The sequence below is a fragment of the Leeuwenhoekiella polynyae genome (assembly GCF_004104075.1).
GTDB classification, from domain to species: Bacteria; Bacteroidota; Bacteroidia; order Flavobacteriales; family Flavobacteriaceae; genus Leeuwenhoekiella; species Leeuwenhoekiella polynyae.
Genome location: NZ_QOVK01000011.1, coordinates 83,552 through 103,820, shown reverse-complemented (window position 1 = coordinate 103,820; position 20,269 = coordinate 83,552). Strand labels below are relative to the sequence as shown.

Below are 20,269 nucleotides of genomic sequence, written 5' to 3'. Positions count from 1 at the left end.
ACAGAAAGATGTATTTAGGACCTTATGAGACTATAGTGGTTGAAAGATCAAGCGCTCCCGTTAACGGAAAAAGTACAAGAGGTACTAATGGGTTACCCAATGGGTACCGCCTCAGTAACCCACTCGAGGGCAACCCATGATATAGCATTCAAAAACATCATATGCAGGTTCTGGTATAACTTCAGGAACCTCTATGAGCTGTAAGATGGTAAACAGCAGTGGACCGGCAATTTAGAAAATACGCTTATCGATTTTCTTAACTTCTAAGTAAATAAAATGCTAAGTTGGAAAAGCTATTTTGAACTACATACAGGAAGTTCAAAAATAAATCCTTCAGTCATGGCTCACCTCAGTAGACAATACTTTGGGCTAATCAGATGGATTAAGCTGATTAAAGACACCGGAACGTCTTAGGATAGTATCTGAATATAACGGGAAACTTTTTTTAAAAGCAGAGGTATTCGGTAAATACTTTTTGACTCTAAAAATAGGGGAGCTTTTCCAGAGGTATACGTAAACTTAAAAGGGTCTAAGTCGTCCCTATACCCAAACAAATTCTTTACAGTTACTTTAATTAATTATTAAGGATAGCTAATCTGTGTTAACTAAGATCATAAAAAAAACCTTGCGTACTATTCAGTAGATTGATTTTTTTTTGAGCTGCAAAACCTTATAATACAGATGCTATGCTGCTTTAAAAGCAAGCTAAAGCAGTATAAAGGAATTTAACGTCTAAAACAATCCTGAACTCGCTTATTTAACCCACGCGTAACCTTTAAGTAAAACCTTTTATTGAGAAATTCAATTATTTAGCACTGCGAAAAGAAACGCATAAACCCACTAAAATATGTAGCACAAATCCACAAAAAAACGCAGTTGCTACCAACAACTGCGCCATCCATTATTAAGCATTGTGTCCAATCAATTACTTAAACATGAATTTTAAAAATAATACTATTACATGTAAGAATATAGTTGCCCTCGCCTCAATTGTATTTTTTTCTACTCAAGCCCAGGCGAAAACACCGCTTGTGGAATTTAAGACATCGGCAGTTTCAAATATTGAAGAGATAGCTGTTCAACAAACCATAACCGGAACGGTAACCGATAACGATGGGGTTTTATTACCGGGAGCATCGGTTAAGGTCAAAGGAACTTCAAGCGGAACCACTACAGATTTTGATGGTAATTTCAGTATAGTTGCCAATCCCGGTGATGTACTCGAAGTCTCTTATGTAGGGTTTGAAACCACTACAATTACCGTTTCTCAACAGACCAATTATACCATTAACCTTTCGGCAAATACTTCAGAACTTGATGAAGTTTTGGTGGTAGGCTATGGGACTCAAAAAAAATCTGATTTAACCGGAGCTGTAAGCTCTGTGGTTGCCGATGAGTTCAATAAAGGGGTAGTCAATAACCCGGGTAACTTATTACAAGGTAAAGTCTCTGGTTTGAATGTTACCAATACCAGTGGGGAACCGGGAGCCGGTCAGGATATCATCATTCGTGGTGTAGGAACCTTGCGTTCAGGAACCTCTCCCCTTTATGTGGTTGATGGCTTTGTCTTAGATAACTCCGGAAACGGTTTGGCAACAAACCCGCTAAACTTCATCAATACTCAGGATATTGAGTCCATCAACGTATTGAAAGATGCTTCGGCAGCTGCGATCTACGGTTCGCGTGCAGCAAACGGGGTAGTGGTCATCACAACTAAAAAAGGAAAAGCAGGAAGAACGCAAATGAACTTTTCGGCTTCAACTGCAATTTCTAGTATCGCCAATACGATCGATGTGTTTTCTGCAGAGGAGTTTAGAACGGTCATTCCACAAATAGGCGGAAGCTTAAGCGATAACGGAGCTAATACCGACTGGCAGGACGAGCTTACTCGCACGGCAATTACCAATAACATCAACTTCTCGATGAGTGGTGGTACAGCAAGTACATCGTATTTTGCTTCGATAGGCGTTGATGATCAAGAAGGGATCATCAATAATAGTGATCTCAAACGCTATTCTGCACGTGCTAACGTCACTCAAAAGGGGTGGGATGATCGTCTCAAGGTTGATCTGAACCTAACTGCTACCCGTACCGAGAATACCAGACCCAATACCAGTTCTATAGTGAGTAATATGCTGAGTTTAAATCCTACTACTCCGGCCTATACAAATGGGGAACCTACGGTTTTTGGTACAGGATTGAATCCGTTGATCCTTGAGGATATTTACGGAGACTTTTCAAACAACAACCGAATGATCGCTAATATTTCACCTTCCTTAGCGTTTATAGATGGGTTAACCTATAAGCTGAATCTGGGGGTGGATTATTCTACAACAGACCGGGATATTCAATATATGCCGTATTCTGCAGATCCTGATTATGCTGAAGGTTCGGTGAGTTCAGCATATACCACAAATAGAAATACACTCGTTGAAAACACCCTCACGTATGTTACCGATTTTGGCGATCACGGACTTACAGTTCTGGCAGGACATTCCTACCAGAAATTCTTTATCCATGCTAAGAATTTTTATTTTGAAAATTTCCCCGATAACGGAATCGAACCGCGTTACCAATTGGGGCAAGCGCGGGGTGATAATTACAGTCAGACTTCTAGCGCGACCAGCAATGAATTGCAGTCGTTTTTTGGTCGTGTAAACTACGATTACAAAGACAAATATTTGGTGACGGCTACCTTACGTTCTGACGGTTCGACCAAATTTGGTGAAAACAACCGCTATGCAACTTTCCCTTCTTTGGCTTTAGGATGGAATATTTTCAAAGAAGATTTTATGGCAGATTCAGGGATCAACAATTTAAAGTTGAGAGCGAGCTGGGGGAAATCAGGAAATCAGGAAATCCCTTCAAAACAAACACGTTTAAGCTATGGCGAAAGTTTTGCAGATAATGATATTTATCCCTTAAATGATGCTATCACTACCCGGGAAGGGTATGATTACGGTTTGGTTTTCGCCCGTACGGCAAATCCTGATTTGCAGTGGGAAGAAACGACACAAACCAATATTGGTTTAGATTTTGGTTTTCTGGACTATAAACTAAGCGGATCGGTAGATTACTTTTTGAAGGAAACCAATGATGTATTGCTGTATTTCTCAACGCAAGATCCTATTGATGAGGTAGGCTATAAGTGGCAAAACATACCGGGGATGAAGATCAAGAACAGCGGTATCGAGTTGGCTTTAGATTACCAGAGCGATCGCAGTCGGGATTTTTCTTACAATATAGGAGGTAACATTTCATACATTAAAAATGAGATAACCGATTCTCCTTTTACCATTGTAACTACCGGTACTGCCAGCGGTGCAGGACAAACCGGAGCGACCATCAACGGGTATATGAATGATCAACCTATAGGTAATTTCTTCCTTAGAGAATTCAATGGGATTGGAGCAGATGGTCTCAGCCAGTTTACCGATGTTAACGGCGACGGTCAAATAGATGATAGTGATCGTATTTCAGCAGGAAGTGCGGTGCCCGATATTCTGTATGCATTCTACCTTAAATTCAAGTATAAGAACTTTGATCTGGGATTGAACTTTAACGGGGTTAGCGGTAATAAAATTTATAACCACACCCGTATGAGTTTGTTTAATAAAACACAGATTGCCAATTCGTTGAACACTACAGATCAAGCCATCGAGTATGCTAATGAAGATCCCAGTAACTCCAATACGGTTTCTACGCGTTATCTGGAGAACGGTGCTTTCTTGCGCTTGAATAATGCCACTTTAGCTTACAGCTTAGACCCTCAGGTGATCGGGTTGGAACAATGGTTGACGAATGTGCGTTTATCAGTAACCGGACAAAACCTGTTTACCATCACCGATTACACCGGTTTTGATCCAGAATTAAACACGGGTAGCTCCAGCGATTCAAAATCGTATGGTATTGACTACTTCACGTACCCAAAAGCACGTACCGTTGTGTTCGGGTTAAATGTATCCTTCTAAAAAATTAAAAACTGCTTAAAATGAATTATAGAATTCTCACGCTGGTTGTAGGGCTTAGTGCTTTACTGTTCTGGAATTGTACAGACCTCGAAGAAGAAATATTAGACGAATCGCTAACCGGAACTGACGGTTTAGCAGAGCCTGTCTCCGGATCGATCTCTGCGGCTTACGGTATTTTACCGCAAACCTTTAGACATACCCGCTATTTTGGGCTGCAGGAAATTCCTTCAGACGAAGCGATCTTACCCCCGCGTACCGGGCTGGGTGGAACGCAATGGGCAGATAATGATACCTATACCACCGCACACAGACACCTGATGTCTTCAAGCAACAGTTTGGTTACCGAATCATGGAGTTATCTCACTACCGCATTGTTTAGAACCGTAGCAGCAATAGATGTATTAACACCGCTTGCCGAAGCAGGCGATGCTGAAGCCATTCAGGGATTGGCAGAAATGCGGGCCTTACGCGCTTATGAAAATATGCTGTTTTTAGACAGCTGGGGACTTACTTTCAAAAAGGAAGCTACTTCAGAAACTTCAGAAGTATTACTAGGTGCAGAAGCGGTAAGCTATATCGAAGCAGAGTTTCTGGCGGTGGTAGATGCTATCAGCCCTGGCAATGGTAAGGGGCGTATAACACCCCATGCAGTTTATGGATTTTTGGCTAAGTTGTATCTCAATGCAGGGGTGTATAGAGACCCTTACGGAACTCCCGTGTTCACAGATGAAGATATGACTCAGGTGATAAACTATACTAATCGAATCATCAATGACGGAAGTTATGCACTTTCTTCAGAATATTTTGACCTGTTCAATGATGAGAATCACGACAATGCAGAGTTGATTTTCGCTTTAGATTTACGAGGAGTATTGAATAATGATCACAATCGTTGGGCCTACTGGTCGATGTCGGGTTCGTTATTTCCAAGACCGGGAGATTTCTATCTAAGTATGGATGGTACAGACGGTCCTGCCGCAACACCTGATTTCTATCAGTATTGGGTTGATGCTTACGGAAGTGTAGATCCTGCCGATGCCGATGCCCGTTTCTATAAGAAAAATGCACAAGTCCCTGATGACTTGGAAGATATTTCAGGATTAACGCCATATAAGCGAGATACGTTAGGGTTCAAAACAGATAAAGACCATTACTTCGTCGCAGGTTCTGATTTTGAAATCGATCGTGGAATCATTCGCGGTACGATGTGGGCACCTCGAAAAGAAAACTACCGATCAGGAAATTTTATGACCGGTACCGATGCTAATGGCAACAGCGGCTTTAGAATTTATCCGCTTGCTGAAGCACGTGAAAATGGTTCAGATCCTGAAGACATTACCTATTATGTAGACCATACACTAGCTATTAGTCTGGATGGAAGCGCAGGTTATGCAAGCGGTTACCGTTTTGCGAAGTGGCAATTCAGTAAGACCTCAGATAATGGTAACAATTACAGCAGTGTAGATCTTATTCTATTGCGTTTGGCTGACGTGTATTTAATGCGCGCTGAAGCAAAACTTAGAATGGGCGATAACGCCGGAGCACTAACAGATGTTAATACCCTTAGAGCTTCCCGTAATGCAAGACCAGATCAAACCCCTCCAGCTTTAACCAGCATTACCTTAGAAACTTTATTGCGTGAGCGCGGTTTTGAATTCTACTGGGAAATGGCACGTCGTAGCGACCAGATTCGTTTCGGTACATACGAAGATTCATGGACTTCAAAAACCGATAGTGATCCAAACCATCGATTATTCCCGATTCCTCAGGAAGCGATTGACGGGGCTTCTAATACCCCGGGATATCTGGAGCAAAATAAGGGATATTAATATGTAGTACATTATTTTTGAAATGGCGGAACGCAAGTTCTGCCGTTTCAAATTTTTAAAAATACCAAATGATGAATGTAACGAAGAAAAGTCTTGTTGTGCTTGGTGCGCTGCTGGTAAACGTCTGTTTATTAAAACTTAATGCTCAGGAAACTCAAACGGAAGAACCTCTTAATGTGATCTTGATGATTGGAGATGGGATGGGTATTCCGCAGGTTTCGAGTGCGTTTTATTTTGGTGAAAGTACACCCAATTTTGAACGCTTTGAAGAAATAGGCCTGCACAAATCCTATTCTACCAGTCATAAAATTACTGATTCGGCAGCCGGGGCAACTGCTTTTTCCACCGGGCAAAAAACCTATAAGCGTGCGATAGGAGTTTCAAAAGACACGATTCCACAGGAAACGATTTTAGAGAAGTTGAAAAAGGATGGCTATCAAACCGGCCTCATCTCGCTCACCTCAATCACCCATGCCACGCCGGCTTCTTTTTATGCACATGTTAAAGACCGGGATATGCATGAAGAAATTGCTGCACAGCTCGTTACCGCCGACGTAGATTTTTTAGCGGGCGGTGGCCGTAAATTCCTGAGCAACCGGAGTGACGGGAAGAATCTGTTTAGTACGTTACTGGAGCATAATTACCATCTGGACACCCTTAAGCTGGGCAATTCAAAAGCCGGGATGCGTAATGCGTTTATTATTGAAGACGAAGGGCTTCCGTCAAAAATAGAGGGGCGTGGTGACTTTTTAAAGGAAGCTAGTTTAGAGGCGCTTGATTATTTTGGCAAAGCCGAAAAACCTTTTTTCCTGATGATTGAAGGATCGTATATAGACTGGGGCGGACACGATATGAACCCTGAAATGATGATTGAAGAAGTAGCTGATTTTGATACAACCATCGGCGCTGTTTTAGACTATGTAGAAACACATCCAAATACGCTTTTGGTCATTACTGCAGATCACGAGACAGGAGGGGCAAGCATTGGGAAATACTATGAGGTTGACGAAGAAACCGGTGAGAAAACTGAAGTTCCGGAGAAGGTTGCAGTTTATTTTACCACAGATCAGCACAGCGGAGAGTTAATCCCTGTTTTTGCGGCAGGAAAAGGCGCTGAAAATTTTAAAGGAATTTACCAGAATAGCGCCATTTATCATAAAATTTTAAAAGCCATAAATGCCAAAAATCAACAGCATGAAAAATAGAGTTCTAATCTTTTTGTTATGTGTCAGTATCCAAAGCTTTGCACAACAAAAAGCCGCTTACCATGTGCATTCACATAACGATTATGCACAAGAATTTCCTTTTTGGGAAGCTTATATAGGTGGGGCGAGCAGTATTGAAGCCGACGTATTTTTAAAAAACGACACCCTTTTTGTTACACACACTGAAGATGAGATCTCTACAGGGAACACACTAGATCAGTTGTACTTACAACCGCTAAAAAAGTTGAGTGAAGAAGGTAAACTCAGAAGCCTCCATGTGCTTATCGATATTAAATCTGATGCTGAAACTACTTTAGAAGCAGTAATAAAAGCAATTCAAAACCAGGAATTGGCCAACACAGATCAACTTACGTTTGTGATTTCAGGCAACAGACCGGCAGCAGAAACCTATAAGAATTATCCGGATTTTATTCAGTTTGATTATCAGGATTTAGAGGATTTAGATCAGATTGACCTCAGTAAAGTAGCGTTGATCAGTGTGAATTATAAAGATTATTCGGTATGGAATGGTTTTGGGAATATGGTCGCTCCTGAACTCAAAAAGGTAAAAGCAGCAATAGCAAAAGCGCATGAGGTGAATAAGAAGTTTCGCTTTTGGGGCAGTCCCGATACTAAGATTGCATGGACGCGTTTTGCAGATCTTGGAGTAGATTTTATCAATACTGATACTCCGGGAGAAGCGGTTACTTACCTTAAAACTCTGGATCAAAACACTTATGTAAATACGCAGAAAATCGAAGTCTATCAGCCGGAATTTCAATTCGATTATGAGACTACTCCGGTCAATGTGATTTTGATGATTGGTGACGGTACTGGTTTGGCGCAAATCACTTCGGGTCAAATAGCAAATGGAGGCGCATTGACGGTTACCCAATTGAAAGATATCGGCTTTTCTAAAACTGCCTCAACAGACGATCTGGTTACCGATTCTGCTGCGGGAGCTACGGCGATGGCTACCGGTACCAAAACACATAATCGGGCGATTGGCGTAGGACCTGATGATCAACCGCTGCAAAACATCACTGAAATTCTGGGGACTAAAGGCTTCTCAACTGGTTTGATTACAACCGATGCGATTGACGGGGCTACTCCGGCATCCTTTTATGCACACCGTAAAGAGCGCGATGATGCTCAGGGAATTCTTGCTGATTTAAAAGGAAGTGAGATTGATTTCTTTATTGCCGGTGGAAAGTCTAAAGCGGCATTGCTACCCGATTCGTATCACATAAAAAACTTAACCGACTTTAATACTATAAAGGAAAAAACAGCGGTTTATGTGGGTGATGGAAAAGTACCTTCAATTGCTGATGGACGCGGAGCGCTCTTGCCCAATAGTGTAAAACAGTCACTTGACATTTTAGAGAACACTAAAAAACCCTTTTTCATGATGATTGAAGCAGCACAGATAGACAGCAACGGACACGCAAATAATACAAGCGGAATCGTACAGGAAATGCTTGATTTTGATCAAACCATCGCTGAAGTTTTAAAGTTTGCAGATAAAACAAAAAACACATTGGTAGTCATAACAGCCGACCACGAAACTTCGGGGTTTGGCATTATAAGTGGAGATCTGAAAACAGGTAAATTGCATGGCGAATTCTTAACGACGAATCATACGGGAATTATGGTGCCGGTTTTTGCTTATGGTCCACAAGCGCAAGAGTTTAGAGGTGTTTATGAGAATACTGAGATCTTTGATAAAATTTTAAAAGCCCTTCACCCATAATAACATTTGTTTTTTACAAAATGAAAGCCTCTTCCAAAATACAGGAAGGGGCTTTTTTTATAGAGAATTGACGTTTTAATACGTGTTTATTTAGTTTTATTAAAAATAATTTTTTTGTTTATAATTCACGTAAAAGGTTTTAATACCTGAATATATAGGGCTTAGGAAGGAATTCTATTGTTCTTTATTTTTATTTGTACTTAATCTAAATAAGTATAAATTTGCTGGCAACAAACCTATAGATGAAACAAAAAATACTCCTTCTTTTCTTTATAATTCCATTTGCTGTTGCGGCTCAATATGATTTGAGCGGTTTTATTCAAGATACTAATGGCTATGTTGTTTTAGGTACTCAAATCAAACTAAGCGGCGGAAGTCTCTCCCGTACAAAAACCGTTAATGGGTCGGGTAAGTATGAGTTTAAGGATTTGCCTTCAGGTACATTCAATCTTGAAATTACCAGTGGCGATTATATAGAATTTGATCAGGTTGTTATTACCGATGTTGATGTGCGTCATGACATTCAGCTTAAAAATCATAAGGATTATGAGTTGGAGGAAGTGGCTTTACGCGGAGAGTCTGCAAAGTCTAAAATGGAAAAAAAAGGTTTTGCACTCAATGTAATAAAAACCGATGAAGCTGCACAGCGCAATATTCAAACTAACGAATTATTAAATACTAGTGTAGGTGTAAAAATTCGTCAAAATGGAGGCTTAGGCTCTAATGTTGAGTATTCTTTAAACGGTTTGTCTGGTAGTGCAGTGCGTATTTTTATAGATGGTATTCCCATTTCTACTTTTGGATCTTCTTACAATTTAAACAGTATTCCGCCTTCAATGATAGAGCGTATTGAGGTGTATAAAGGTGTAGTTCCCGGATATTTATCTGATGATGCTTTAGGTGGAGCAATAAATATTGTACTCAATCAAGCGACTAATACAAATTTCAATGCTTCAGTTTCTTATGGCTCTTTTAATACACTACAAGCTAGTGTAAACGGGTTATATCGCTTTGATGGATCTGGCTTTACTGTAAAAGCCTCTGGATTTCATAATTATTCTGATAATGATTATAAAGTTTCAGGAAGAAGCGTTGTAATAACCGGTTTGGGAGGTGTGCAAACGCCTATCACGGCCAGAAGATTTAATGATGCGTATAGGTCTACAGGAGGTTTGGTGCAGGTAGGTTTTACAGATGTAAAATGGGCAGATCAATTTTTTGTAGGCTTTAACGGTTCAGAAGATTATAATGAAGTGCAGCATGGTGCATTTATGACGACAAGACCTTATAAAGGAAGGTTTTATGAATCTGATGCTAGTCTGGCTAATTTGATCTACCAGAAAGAGGATCTTTTTATTAAAGGTTTCGACGTAAATGTAAATGGCTATTACGGAAAACGTAATCGTCAGTTGAGTGACACTGTAGCTCAAGCTTACAGTTGGAATGGAGAACCTGCAGTTGACTTTAGAGGAAATGAATATGAGTACACTTGGGGTTCACAACAAGAAGGAGGTCCTACCCTTGCTAAAATAGAGCGAAATGTTACATCTGTACGTACCGGTTTAGCTTATGCTTTTAATAAAAACCATAAAGTGCTTGCTAATCATGTTTTTAGCAGTATTGACAGACAAGACAGTGATGCGTTGCGATCGGTTTTAGAAAATACTTTTGTAGGTACGCGTGATTTACGCAAAAATATCTTTGCGCTGACCTATGAGTTCAGCGCGTTTGATAACAGGTTACAAGCAAGCTTATTTGGGAAATACTATCAGCAAAAAACGATAAATGTAGATCCTAAGATTGAAACAGATGCAGCCGGAAACAATCAGCTTGTAGATGAAGTAATAAGCAGTAATAAAACTTATAATGGGTATGGCTTTGCGCTTTCTTATGCTGTATTACCTAATATTACTTTACTAGCTTCTGCAGAAAAAGCAGTGCGACTGCCTAATGAGACTGAAATATTTGGTAATGATGGCGACAATGTTGTTGCCAATTATAGTATTAATCCTGAGCAGAGTAAAAATTACAATCTTGGGTTTAGATTGGGAACATTCAATCTTAATAAAAACCAATTTGGTGTATCCGCCAATTTATTTACCCGAAATATTAAAGATAGAATAGGCCTGCCTATTGAGACTTCGCTTAATGTAGATGAAGAGTTAATTGTATATGTTAATCAAGGTAGTGGTAATTCTAAAGGTTTTGACGCACAGTTTAATTATAGCTACGATAACAACTTCGGTGTCAATTTTAATATTTCAAAATTCGATTTAAAAATAGAAAACAGAGGCGTAGAAATAGATGTGCCTAACACTCCATTTTTAACAATGAATGGAAACTTGAGGTATTCATTTAAAGATTTAATCCAGGAGAAATCAAGATTAAATCTATTCTATACCCTGTACTACACGGGTGAATTTTCATACCTGGTTCCGCAAGGATCCAATACGGTAGGAGATGATTTCTTTAAAGTTCCGGAACAGTTGGCTCAGGATATAGGGGTGAGTTATGCATTTCCCGGAAACAACTTTGTTATGAGTTTTGATGTCAAAAATATTTTTGACAAACCGGTTTACGATAACCTTTCTGTTCAAAAACCGGGACGCGCCTTTTACTTAAAACTTAATTATTCAATCAATAAATTTTAATCGCTTAAAATACTAAACAATGAAACGTATATTTCTAAATTGGAAAGCATTTACGCTAATAACTCTTACAGCAGGACTTTTTACTGCTTGTGATACTGATGATGCCGTAAAAGAAATTGAAAATGGAACAGATTCCAGATGGATTACCGTTGCTGCTGCCAGAATGGGTGAAAACCCGGGAGATGGAAATGGAGGAACTCTTATTTATTCAGTAAGCGCTGAAGATGCTAAAGACCCTTCGATATCAATAGAGCCTTTTGATAACGGATTTATTGTACCTTCTAACAGAACAGCAAGATTACAATCTTCTCAAGATGGAAACACTATTTTTAACATTAGCTATGCCGGTGATACTGGTGGGAATTACACCAAGTATACAGTAAATGGAGGGCAGAATTTTGCTCAAACCGGTTCTGCAGTAAGTATAGAGCCTTATGTAGGTTCTGCACCGCGATGGATTAAATTATTTGATGGAGATCAAACGGGTGCTGCTGTATATGTTTCTACCGAAAATGAAATTAGTGATAATGATACTCCAGATGATGCTACAGACGATTTTTATTTACGTACTGAAGCAAAAATGGGGATTGTAACCTTAGATCTAGAAAATTCTTTGATTAAAGAATTTCAAGAACACAGTATTAGCTTAAGTGATGAATTAGAATCTCAAGGTTACTACATAGGTAGAATAGATATGCCTACTTTAAATGCCGCAGGTGATAAATTATACATTGGCGCACGTTTAAGCAAAGTAGATCCTACAACTGGAGAGCGTGATAGAAATGCTGAAATGCTTGAATCAAGATCAATAGTTTTAGATTACCCTTCTTTATTGAACCCGACAGTAATTATTTCAGAAGTAGGTACAGGTAATACAAATGGATACCGCAGTATCAATGCTTTTGAATATAATGGAAGCGTATATCAGGCTAATCAGAGCGATCCACAAGGATCTCATATTTTAAAAATAGGGGCAGACAACAAGTATGATGATTCTTATGTCTTTAATTTAGATGACGCATTGGGAATTGAAGGTGCTTACATACTAGCGTGGAGACCTGCAGCTAACGGAAAAGCTGTTGTTGCTTACCGTCATGATGGTTCTGCAGAAGGTGTAGCCGGAGCGCAAGGGTTCTTTGCTTTAGTTGACTTGAATGCAAAAACTGCTCAGAAAATAAACGATATTCCTTACGATCCAGATTTCTATTTATTCCAATATCAAGGTTTTGTTGTTGATGGAAACGATATCTATGTTACTCAGGCTCCTGTAGGAGAGAATGGTAATATCTATGTTGTAGATACTGAAACTGGTGAAGTTACTAAAGGAGCTGAACTTGTAAATGTAGAAGGAAGCCACTTTATCGGGGTATTCTAGGAATAAAAAGCCTTGATCCTCTATTACCAAAAACCCCCTCGATTATCGAGGGGGTTTTGTTTTGATACTAGTTTTAAATTTTTAAAACTGCAACGTAAACTCGGTTCCATTATCGGCATCACTCTGCAGCTGAATTTTACCTTTATGCAGGGTCATAATCTGTTTACTTAAGCTTAAGCCAATGCCACTACCAGTCTTCTTTGTGCTGAAAAAGGGAATAAAAATACTCTCGCGTATTTCTTCGGGTATACCGCTGCCATTGTCTCTAACCTTGATTTGAACTTTGCCCTTACTGTTTTGAGAAGCCGTGACTACGATCTTGGCATTTTTTACCTCTTGAGTCGCGTCAATCGCATTTAGGATCAGATTGATCAATACCTGTTCAATAAGGTAACTGTCAATCTCAAAAAGCATTTCAGGATTTTCAGTCTTAAAATAAAGACTAACATGTTTGTCGGCGAGTGAGGGCTGCATCAAATCGCTGATGCTTTTAAAGAGTTCGCCCACCTTAACGGTTTCCAGATTAAGGTGCGTGACTTTGCTGAGGCTTCGGTAGGTCTTGGCAAATTTCATCAGGCCTTCGCTGCGTTTTTTTATGCTGCTGATACCTGCATTGAGATCGTCCAATTCCAGCGGATGTAATGCTGCATTTTGCTGGTTGTTTTGAATGTGGTTTTGCAGGGTTTCGGCAAGCGACGAAATGGGTGCAATGCTGTTCATAATCTCATGGGTCATCACACTCAGGAGTTTTTTCCAGGCATCTGATTCCGTTTGGTTGAGCGTATTTTCAATATTTTGCAGCACCACAAGTTTAAACGCATCTTCTTCTACCTGAAAAACCGTTTCGGAAATCAAGACTTTTAAGTTCTCGTTGCGCAAGGTGATTGCTGTCGAAACTGCTTCGTTACGGTAGGTGTCAAAAAGTTCGTCATACAGCTGAGGCCTGCGTTTTTCAACAAAACCGATGTTTTTAAAGTTGGGCAAATCGAGGGTGTTGAGCAGCGACTCGTTTGCCCATAGCACCTGGCCGCTATCCAGATTGTAGGCGATAATGCCCACATCTACCATTTCCAGTATTTTCTGTAAATAAACGAACTGCGCCTGCCGCTCATTGTTGATGGCCTTGATCGTCTTATTGACATTGTTAAAGCCTTTATGCAACCGGCGAATGTCCTGCGGACCGTGTTTTTCAGAAAACCAGCGCGAAAAATCCCGGTATTTTACCGCTTCAAAAAAATCATCCATGGCAACAAAACGCCTGGTCAAAAACCGGTAAAGGTTAAACAGTACAAATAGGGTAAAGACTCCTCCTCCTAAAATAAAATAGATATGGGCATTTACAATACCCCAGGCCAGTCCCGTAAGTCCCGCCAGTAAAAGCAATACCCACAGCAATAAGGCAGCGATGTAGCTTTTATAGATCATACTTGTTGAGTCTGCGGTAAAGCGCGGTACGCGTAATGCCCAGTTCTTTGGCCGATTTAGAAATATTACCCTTATTTTTCTCAATCACGTTGAGGATGGTGTTTTTCTCCACAGCATCCAGATTGGTTGTTTTGAGTTTGAGTTCGGTTTCCGGTTGTTGCTCTATGGGCGAAAAGGCTAAATCTTCGGCACTTAAGACAGAACCTTCGGCCATGATCACAGCGCGTTCCAAAGCATATTGCAGTTCACGGACGTTACCGGGAAAAGCGTGTTCTTTTAGTTTTTTTATAAAACCGGGATCCAGACTGAAGCTTGCTTTGCCATACTTTTCGGCATAGCTTTTTACAAAATACTGAGCCAAAAGACTCAGGTCTGTACCGCGATCGCGTAGGGGCGGAATCATCAGGTCTACGGTGTTGATGCGGTAGATCAAATCCTTGCGAAACTTACTTTCATCAGCCAGATCGGTAAGGCTAATATTGGTTGCACAAATAAGCCTGATGTCAATGTGTACCGACTCGTTTGACCCCAGCGGAGTTACCTGCCTGTTTTGTAAAACCGTGAGCAGTCTGGCTTGCTGCCGAAGGCTGATGTTACCTATTTCATCCAGAAAAAGGGTGCCGCCGTGTGCAGCTTCAAAACGACCTTTGCGGTCTTCCCGTGCATCGGTAAAAGCCCCTTTTTTGTAACCAAACAATTCGCTTTCAAAAAGACTTTCGGTAAGCGCTCCTACATCCACTTTTACAAAAGGCTGGTTTTTACGCAGGGAATTTTCGTGAATGGATCGGGCAATGAGGTCTTTACCGGTTCCGTTTTCGCCCAAAATCAACACATTGGCATCGGTAGGGGCCACTTTTTTAAGCTTTACAAACACCTCCTGCATAGGTTCGCTATCGCCTATGATCTGAGTATCAGACTCCAGTTTGATTCGTTGACTACCGGGTTTTTTCTTTTTGGATAAGATTTCGGCCATGGACTCGAGTAGTTTTTCGTTCTTCCAAGGCTTTACCAAAAAGTCAGAAGCACCTTCTTTAAGGGAACGAATGGCAAGGTCTATATCGCCATAAGCCGTAATCAGCATCACGTCTGTGGCCGGTTTCCAGGCTTTGATCTTATTGAGCCAAAAAATACCCTCGTTGCCTGTGTTGACGAGTCCGTTGTAATTCATATCGAGAATCACCAGATCAAAATCCTGTTTGCTCAAAATAGCCTGCAGTGCATTTGGGTTTTTTTCGACCACGACCTGTTTGACCTGTGGTTTGAGTAAAAGCCGCAGTGCCGTAAGTACGTCTTCATCATCGTCAATAACCAGTATGTGAGCGTCTTTGAGTTGCATACTTACAATATTACAATTTTCGACTTTTGAGCAACCCGTAGAACTGGGCTAATTTTTAGCTGTACCAAAAGTGTATCGGCAGCGTACATGAAGTGTATCAAAACCGAACACTTTTAATAAGGGTTTTATTTTTAAAAAACTAATAATCAGCAGGTTAAAACTGTGGCACGGTATTGCTTTGTAAACAGGTGCAAACAATCATTTTATGGATATCCCTTTAGAAAAGAAACGCTTTACCACTCAAAAAATACTGATGATCGCAGGCGGTATTGCCTTAGCTGCACTTATTATTTTTGTGATCTTATCTACTACAGGCAATTCAAAACTCAATGTACAAAAAGAGCGTCTGAGCATCGCAACGGTTAAGCAAGATGTTTTTCAGGAAAACATTCCGGTGAATGGGGTGGTGATGCCTATTACCACGATTTATCTTGATGCGCTTGAAGGTGGTCGCGTAGAAGAAAAGTTTGTAGAAGACGGCGCGGTGATGAAAAAAGGCGAACCCATTTTACGCCTTTCAAATACCGATCTGGAATTAAGCCTTGTAAATCAGGAAACCCAGGTATATAACTTGTTGACCCAAATGCAGATTTCGCAGAATGCCGCGCGTCAAAATACCATTGTGAAACTCAATCAATATACCGATGTGGAGAATAGCCTCATCGAAGCTAAACGGGTGTACGAACTCAATCAAAAGCTTTACGATAAAGATGCGATAGCAAGACAGGATTTGATTAAATCAAAAAATGACTACAACTACCAGAAGGAACGTATGCAGCTGGCAGAGCAAATTCTGGCTCAGGATTCTATCGCTGTGAAACAGGAAAAAAATCAGGTTTCAAGCTCGTATGCACGTACCCAGAATGCTTTAGAATTGATGCGTCGCAAGGTAGCCGATTTGGTGGTTCGGGCGCCGGTTGACGGGCAACTCACTTCACTTGATGCTGAGATTGGCCAGTCTAAAAATAAAGGGGAGCGGCTGGGGCAAATCGACGTGTTGAGCGGGTATAAAGTACGTGTTGACATAGACGAACATTACATTTCGAGAATTTACACGGGTCAAAAAGGCTCGTTTGATTTTGACGGAAAAAACTACACGCTGGTAATCAAAAAAGTATACACTCAAGTGACAAACGGAAGGTTTCAGGTAGATATGGAATTTGAATCTGAAGTGCCTGAGGGCATACGCCGCGGGCAAACACTACAGATTCGTGTTGCGCTTAGCCAGGAAAAACAAGCTTTATTAATTCCCAAAGGTGGATTCTTTCAGGAAACCGGTGGTAACTGGATTTTTAAAGTAAGTGAAGACGGAAGTACCGCCTATAAAGCTGACATTTCATTGGGTAGCCAGAACACCGAATATTATGAAGTCTTAAGCGGACTCGAACCTGGAGACCGGGTGATCACCAGCAGTTACGATAATTATGAAGAAGTACAGGAACTGGTACTTCAAGATTAAAACTAAAAAACGATGATAACACTAATCTTAGCATTTATAAACCTAATTCTTTCTTAGATGATTAAAATAACAGACTTAGAAAAGTATTATGCCACCGAAGAGGTGCGCACCATTGCCCTCAACAAACTGTCTTTTCAGGTGCAGGAAGGTGAATTTGTTGCCGTAATGGGCCCTTCGGGTTGTGGTAAATCAACCTTGCTCAACATCCTGGGACTTCTGGATGACCCGGACGGTGGCAGTTTTATTTTTAACGGTATTGAAGTAGCCGGTTTTAACGAGCGTAAGCGTGCCGATTTGCGCAAGCATAACATCGGTTTTGTTTTTCAAAGCTTTAATCTGATTGACGAACTCACCGTTTTTGAAAACGTAGAGCTTCCGTTGATTTATACCGGTGTAAAACCAGCAGAGCGTAAAAAACGCGTAGACGAAGTGCTTGAGAAAATGCAAATCATGCACCGTCGTAAACACTTTCCGCAGCAATTATCTGGAGGACAGCAACAACGTGTAGCCGTGGCCCGTGCAGTCGTGAATAATCCTAAACTCATTCTTGCTGATGAACCTACGGGTAATTTGGACAGCAGTAACGGGAATGAGGTGATGGATTTGCTTACGGAACTCAACGAAGCCGGTACCACCATCATTATGGTAACGCACAGTGAGCACGACGCCAAATACAGTCACCGCATTATTAGAATGCTAGACGGGCAAAAGGTGACTGAAAATATACTTTCAGAGTATAAAAGTAAAACCTTAGAAGTTTAAGATTTCCTTAGGGGATTCATTCATCAATCGGCAGCAGCCGAAACAATCCATCAAAACCGGGACTTAATCACTCCCACTATTTTATCAGTTATGCTCAAAAATTATTTCAAGATTGCTTTTAGACATTTGTTGAAAAACAAGTCGTTCTCGCTTCTGAATATTTTTGGACTTGCTTTAGGTGTAGCGGCGTTCATTGTGATTTTACTTTATGTGAACTACGAAAAGAGCTATGATACTTTTGACGGATCTGAAAATATTTTTAGGGTATACATGGATTATATTGAAGGTGGGCAGTATGTTCCCGGCGATGCACAAACCTACAATCTCACGGGTCCTACTTTAAAAAGTGAATTCCCCGAAATTGAGGAGCAGGTCAGATTGTATCGTCTAGAAAAGGTTACATTTATAAGTGGAGAAAAAGTGATCGAGCAGCCCAACGGTTCATTGACCGATCCTACCTATTTTGATATTTTCAAACCTACGTTGCTTAAAGGTTCGCGAGAAGATTTTTCTAAACCCAATACCATAATCCTTACACAGTCGCTGTCTAAAAAGATTTTTGGAAACGAAAATCCTATCGGTCAGACCTTGTCTGTTTTTTATGGAAGCGAGAGTTTGATGGAGGTGGTCGCTGTTATTGAAGATATTCCGGAAAATACACACTTGAGGATGAATTTTTTCATCTCGTTTGAAACCATAAAAACCTGGGATGCGATGTCTGGGCAGGCCGAATTGAACTGGAATCAGAACAATTTCTTCACGTACATTCAGGTGAGTGACCAGGCTGATACCAAATCTTTACAGGCAAAGATAATGGCTAGTGATTTTGAAGAAGACCCAGATGAAAGACACAATATAGAACCCCTGTCAGACATTCATTTGTACTCTGATAAGCCTTATGAAGCAGAAGCTAACGGAAGCGTAAAGCGTGTTCGTTTTCTTTCTGCCATTGCTTTTGTGATCCTTATTCTTTCCTGGCTAAACTACGTCAATCTAGCAACAGCAAAATCACTGGAACGCTCTCGCGAAGTAGGTGTGAGAAAAGTAGCCGGAGCCAATCGAGGCCAGTTGGTGCTGCAATCCCTAACGGAATCTTTTGTACTCAATGTTCTTGCTTTCCTTTTGGCAATATTATTGGTTTATCTGCTGCTGCCTGTTTTTAATGATTTTGTTGGTAAGCCGCTGCAACTTGATTTTACAAATTACTCCGGGGCACTGTCTATTTTTGGATTTATTCTAATCGGGAGCATTGTGGCGGGGCTTTATCCGGCCTTTGTAATAAGTGGATTTACTCCGGTCAAAGCACTAAAGGGAAAAGTACAGGTCAATCGCGGAAGCATTGGGATACGTAAAGGGCTTATCACACTTCAGTTTTTTGCTACTGCAGTCCTAATTATTGGAACATTGGTTGTGGTCAAACAACTCAATTTTCTAAGGGAACAGCCCATAGGGGTTGACCTTGCTCAGGTAGTTGCGCTCCAAGGTGAAATATTAGAATCTCAAACCGACTCTTTAACAAAACAAAAATTTAAAACTCTGGAAGGTGAGCTCAAAAAATTACCGTTTGTGGATATGGTTTCTCGATCCAGTACCTATCCGGGTGATGGGTATGACAATCTTTCTTCAACTGTTGGGATCACGAGCCCCAAGGGTGAGACTGATGAGCGCCAATTGTTCTATCTCTATAGCGCGACGCCTGAATATTTTAGAACGCTCGATCTAAACTTTGCAGCAGGCGAGGCCTTTTTGCCAAGTAGGGAGAATATTGTTATGAATGAAACATTTGCCAGGCAACTGGGCTATGTTAATCCTGAAGAACTTGTGGGGGAGACGGTAAATTTTTGGGGTCAGGACTGGAAGGTTTCAGGGGTTGTTGAAGATTATCACCACTTTGGATTAAAAGATAAGATCGAACCATTAATGATTGTTCAGGTTTTTGGGATGGATAATATTTTGGTGAAAATAAATACGCGTGAAAATTCAGCAGTAGGAATAGCAAAAAGTCTTGCAGCCATACAGAAGAAGTGGAAAACTATTTTTCCACAAAGCACCATGGACTATACCTTTCTGGACAAAAAATTTGACTCCCAGTATAAAGAGGATAAAAAGTTCACTACTGCATTTCAAATTTTTACTGGGCTCGTCATTTTCATTGCTGCACTCGGTCTTTTCGGTCTTTCCTCATACACAATTTTAAAACGTAGAAAAGAAATCGGGATTAGAAAGGTAAGTGGGGCATCGGTATTTCAAATCCTAACGTTATTGAACAAAGATTTCCTAAAATGGGTGTGCATTGCTTTTGTTTTTGCGATGCCCGTGGGTTGGTACTTGATGACCTCTTGGTTAGATGGTTTTGCCTACAAAACTATGATTAGTTGGTGGGTATATGTCACAACGGGTGCTGCGCTCTTAATTACGGCTATTATAGCGGTAAGCTTTCAGGCTATTAAGGCAGCTATTGCTAACCCAGTAAAGTCGTTACGTACCGAATGATTCATCAATCAAA

Annotated in this window: 11 protein-coding genes; 9 read left to right on the top strand and 2 right to left on the bottom strand. The window is 40.6% G+C overall.

What is annotated here, in order from left to right; translation table 11 throughout:
* The first annotated feature begins 1,031 nt into the window (after window positions 1-1,031).
* The 6 genes from DSM02_RS12570 (at window position 1,032) to DSM02_RS12545 (ending at window position 12,781) form a co-directional block, all read left to right on the top strand.
* Window positions 1,032-3,971, top strand: coding sequence for a SusC/RagA family TonB-linked outer membrane protein (locus DSM02_RS12570; RefSeq protein ID WP_240674051.1), 2,940 nt, complete (start codon window positions 1,032-1,034; stop codon window positions 3,969-3,971).
* A 20-nt stretch (window positions 3,972-3,991) separates the two neighbouring features.
* Window positions 3,992-5,800 carry a RagB/SusD family nutrient uptake outer membrane protein gene (locus tag DSM02_RS12565; protein ID WP_128765970.1) on the top strand — a complete coding sequence of 603 codons (1,809 nt, stop codon included), beginning with the start codon at window positions 3,992-3,994 and terminating at the stop codon, window positions 5,798-5,800.
* A gap of 68 nt (window positions 5,801-5,868) precedes the next feature.
* Complete coding sequence (locus tag DSM02_RS12560; protein ID WP_128765969.1) at window positions 5,869-7,005, top strand: alkaline phosphatase; 1,137 nt, start codon at window positions 5,869-5,871, stop codon at window positions 7,003-7,005.
* A complete protein-coding gene (locus tag DSM02_RS12555) occupies window positions 6,995-8,755 on the top strand; it encodes an alkaline phosphatase (RefSeq protein WP_128765968.1) in 1,761 nt (586 codons plus the stop codon). The genes DSM02_RS12560 and DSM02_RS12555 overlap by 11 nt, the downstream gene beginning before the upstream one ends.
* Window positions 8,756-8,997: 242 nt before the next feature.
* Window positions 8,998-11,406 (top strand): TonB-dependent receptor plug domain-containing protein, encoded by a 2,409-nt coding sequence (locus DSM02_RS12550; protein WP_128765967.1) that lies wholly within the window; start codon window positions 8,998-9,000, stop codon window positions 11,404-11,406.
* Window positions 11,407-11,425: 19 nt separating this feature from the next.
* Window positions 11,426-12,781, top strand: a complete 1,356-nt coding sequence (locus DSM02_RS12545; RefSeq protein ID WP_128765966.1) for a hypothetical protein — start codon at window positions 11,426-11,428, stop codon at window positions 12,779-12,781.
* Between the two features lie 81 nt (window positions 12,782-12,862).
* On the opposite strand, the gene DSM02_RS12540 is transcribed toward DSM02_RS12545, so the two are convergent.
* Complete coding sequence (locus DSM02_RS12540) at window positions 12,863-14,206, bottom strand: sensor histidine kinase (RefSeq protein WP_128765965.1); 1,344 nt, start codon at window positions 14,204-14,206, stop codon at window positions 12,863-12,865.
* Window positions 14,196-15,542 (bottom strand): sigma-54-dependent transcriptional regulator, encoded by a 1,347-nt coding sequence (locus DSM02_RS12535; protein ID WP_128765964.1) that lies wholly within the window; start codon window positions 15,540-15,542, stop codon window positions 14,196-14,198. The genes DSM02_RS12540 and DSM02_RS12535 overlap by 11 nt, the downstream gene beginning before the upstream one ends.
* Window positions 15,543-15,747: 205 nt before the next feature.
* Between DSM02_RS12535 and DSM02_RS12530 the strand changes: the two genes are divergently transcribed.
* The 3 genes from DSM02_RS12530 to DSM02_RS12520 all read left to right on the top strand — a co-directional run bounded on the left by DSM02_RS12530 (window position 15,748) and on the right by DSM02_RS12520 (window position 20,256).
* A complete protein-coding gene (locus tag DSM02_RS12530; protein ID WP_128765963.1) occupies window positions 15,748-17,001 on the top strand; it encodes an efflux RND transporter periplasmic adaptor subunit in 1,254 nt (417 codons plus the stop codon).
* A gap of 57 nt (window positions 17,002-17,058) precedes the next feature.
* Complete coding sequence (locus DSM02_RS12525; protein ID WP_128765962.1) at window positions 17,059-17,763, top strand: ABC transporter ATP-binding protein; 705 nt, start codon at window positions 17,059-17,061, stop codon at window positions 17,761-17,763.
* A 90-nt stretch (window positions 17,764-17,853) separates the two neighbouring features.
* Window positions 17,854-20,256: an ABC transporter permease gene (locus DSM02_RS12520; RefSeq protein ID WP_128765961.1), complete on the top strand. Its 2,403-nt coding sequence runs from the start codon at window positions 17,854-17,856 to the stop codon at window positions 20,254-20,256.
* Window positions 20,257-20,269: the final 13 nt, after the last annotated feature.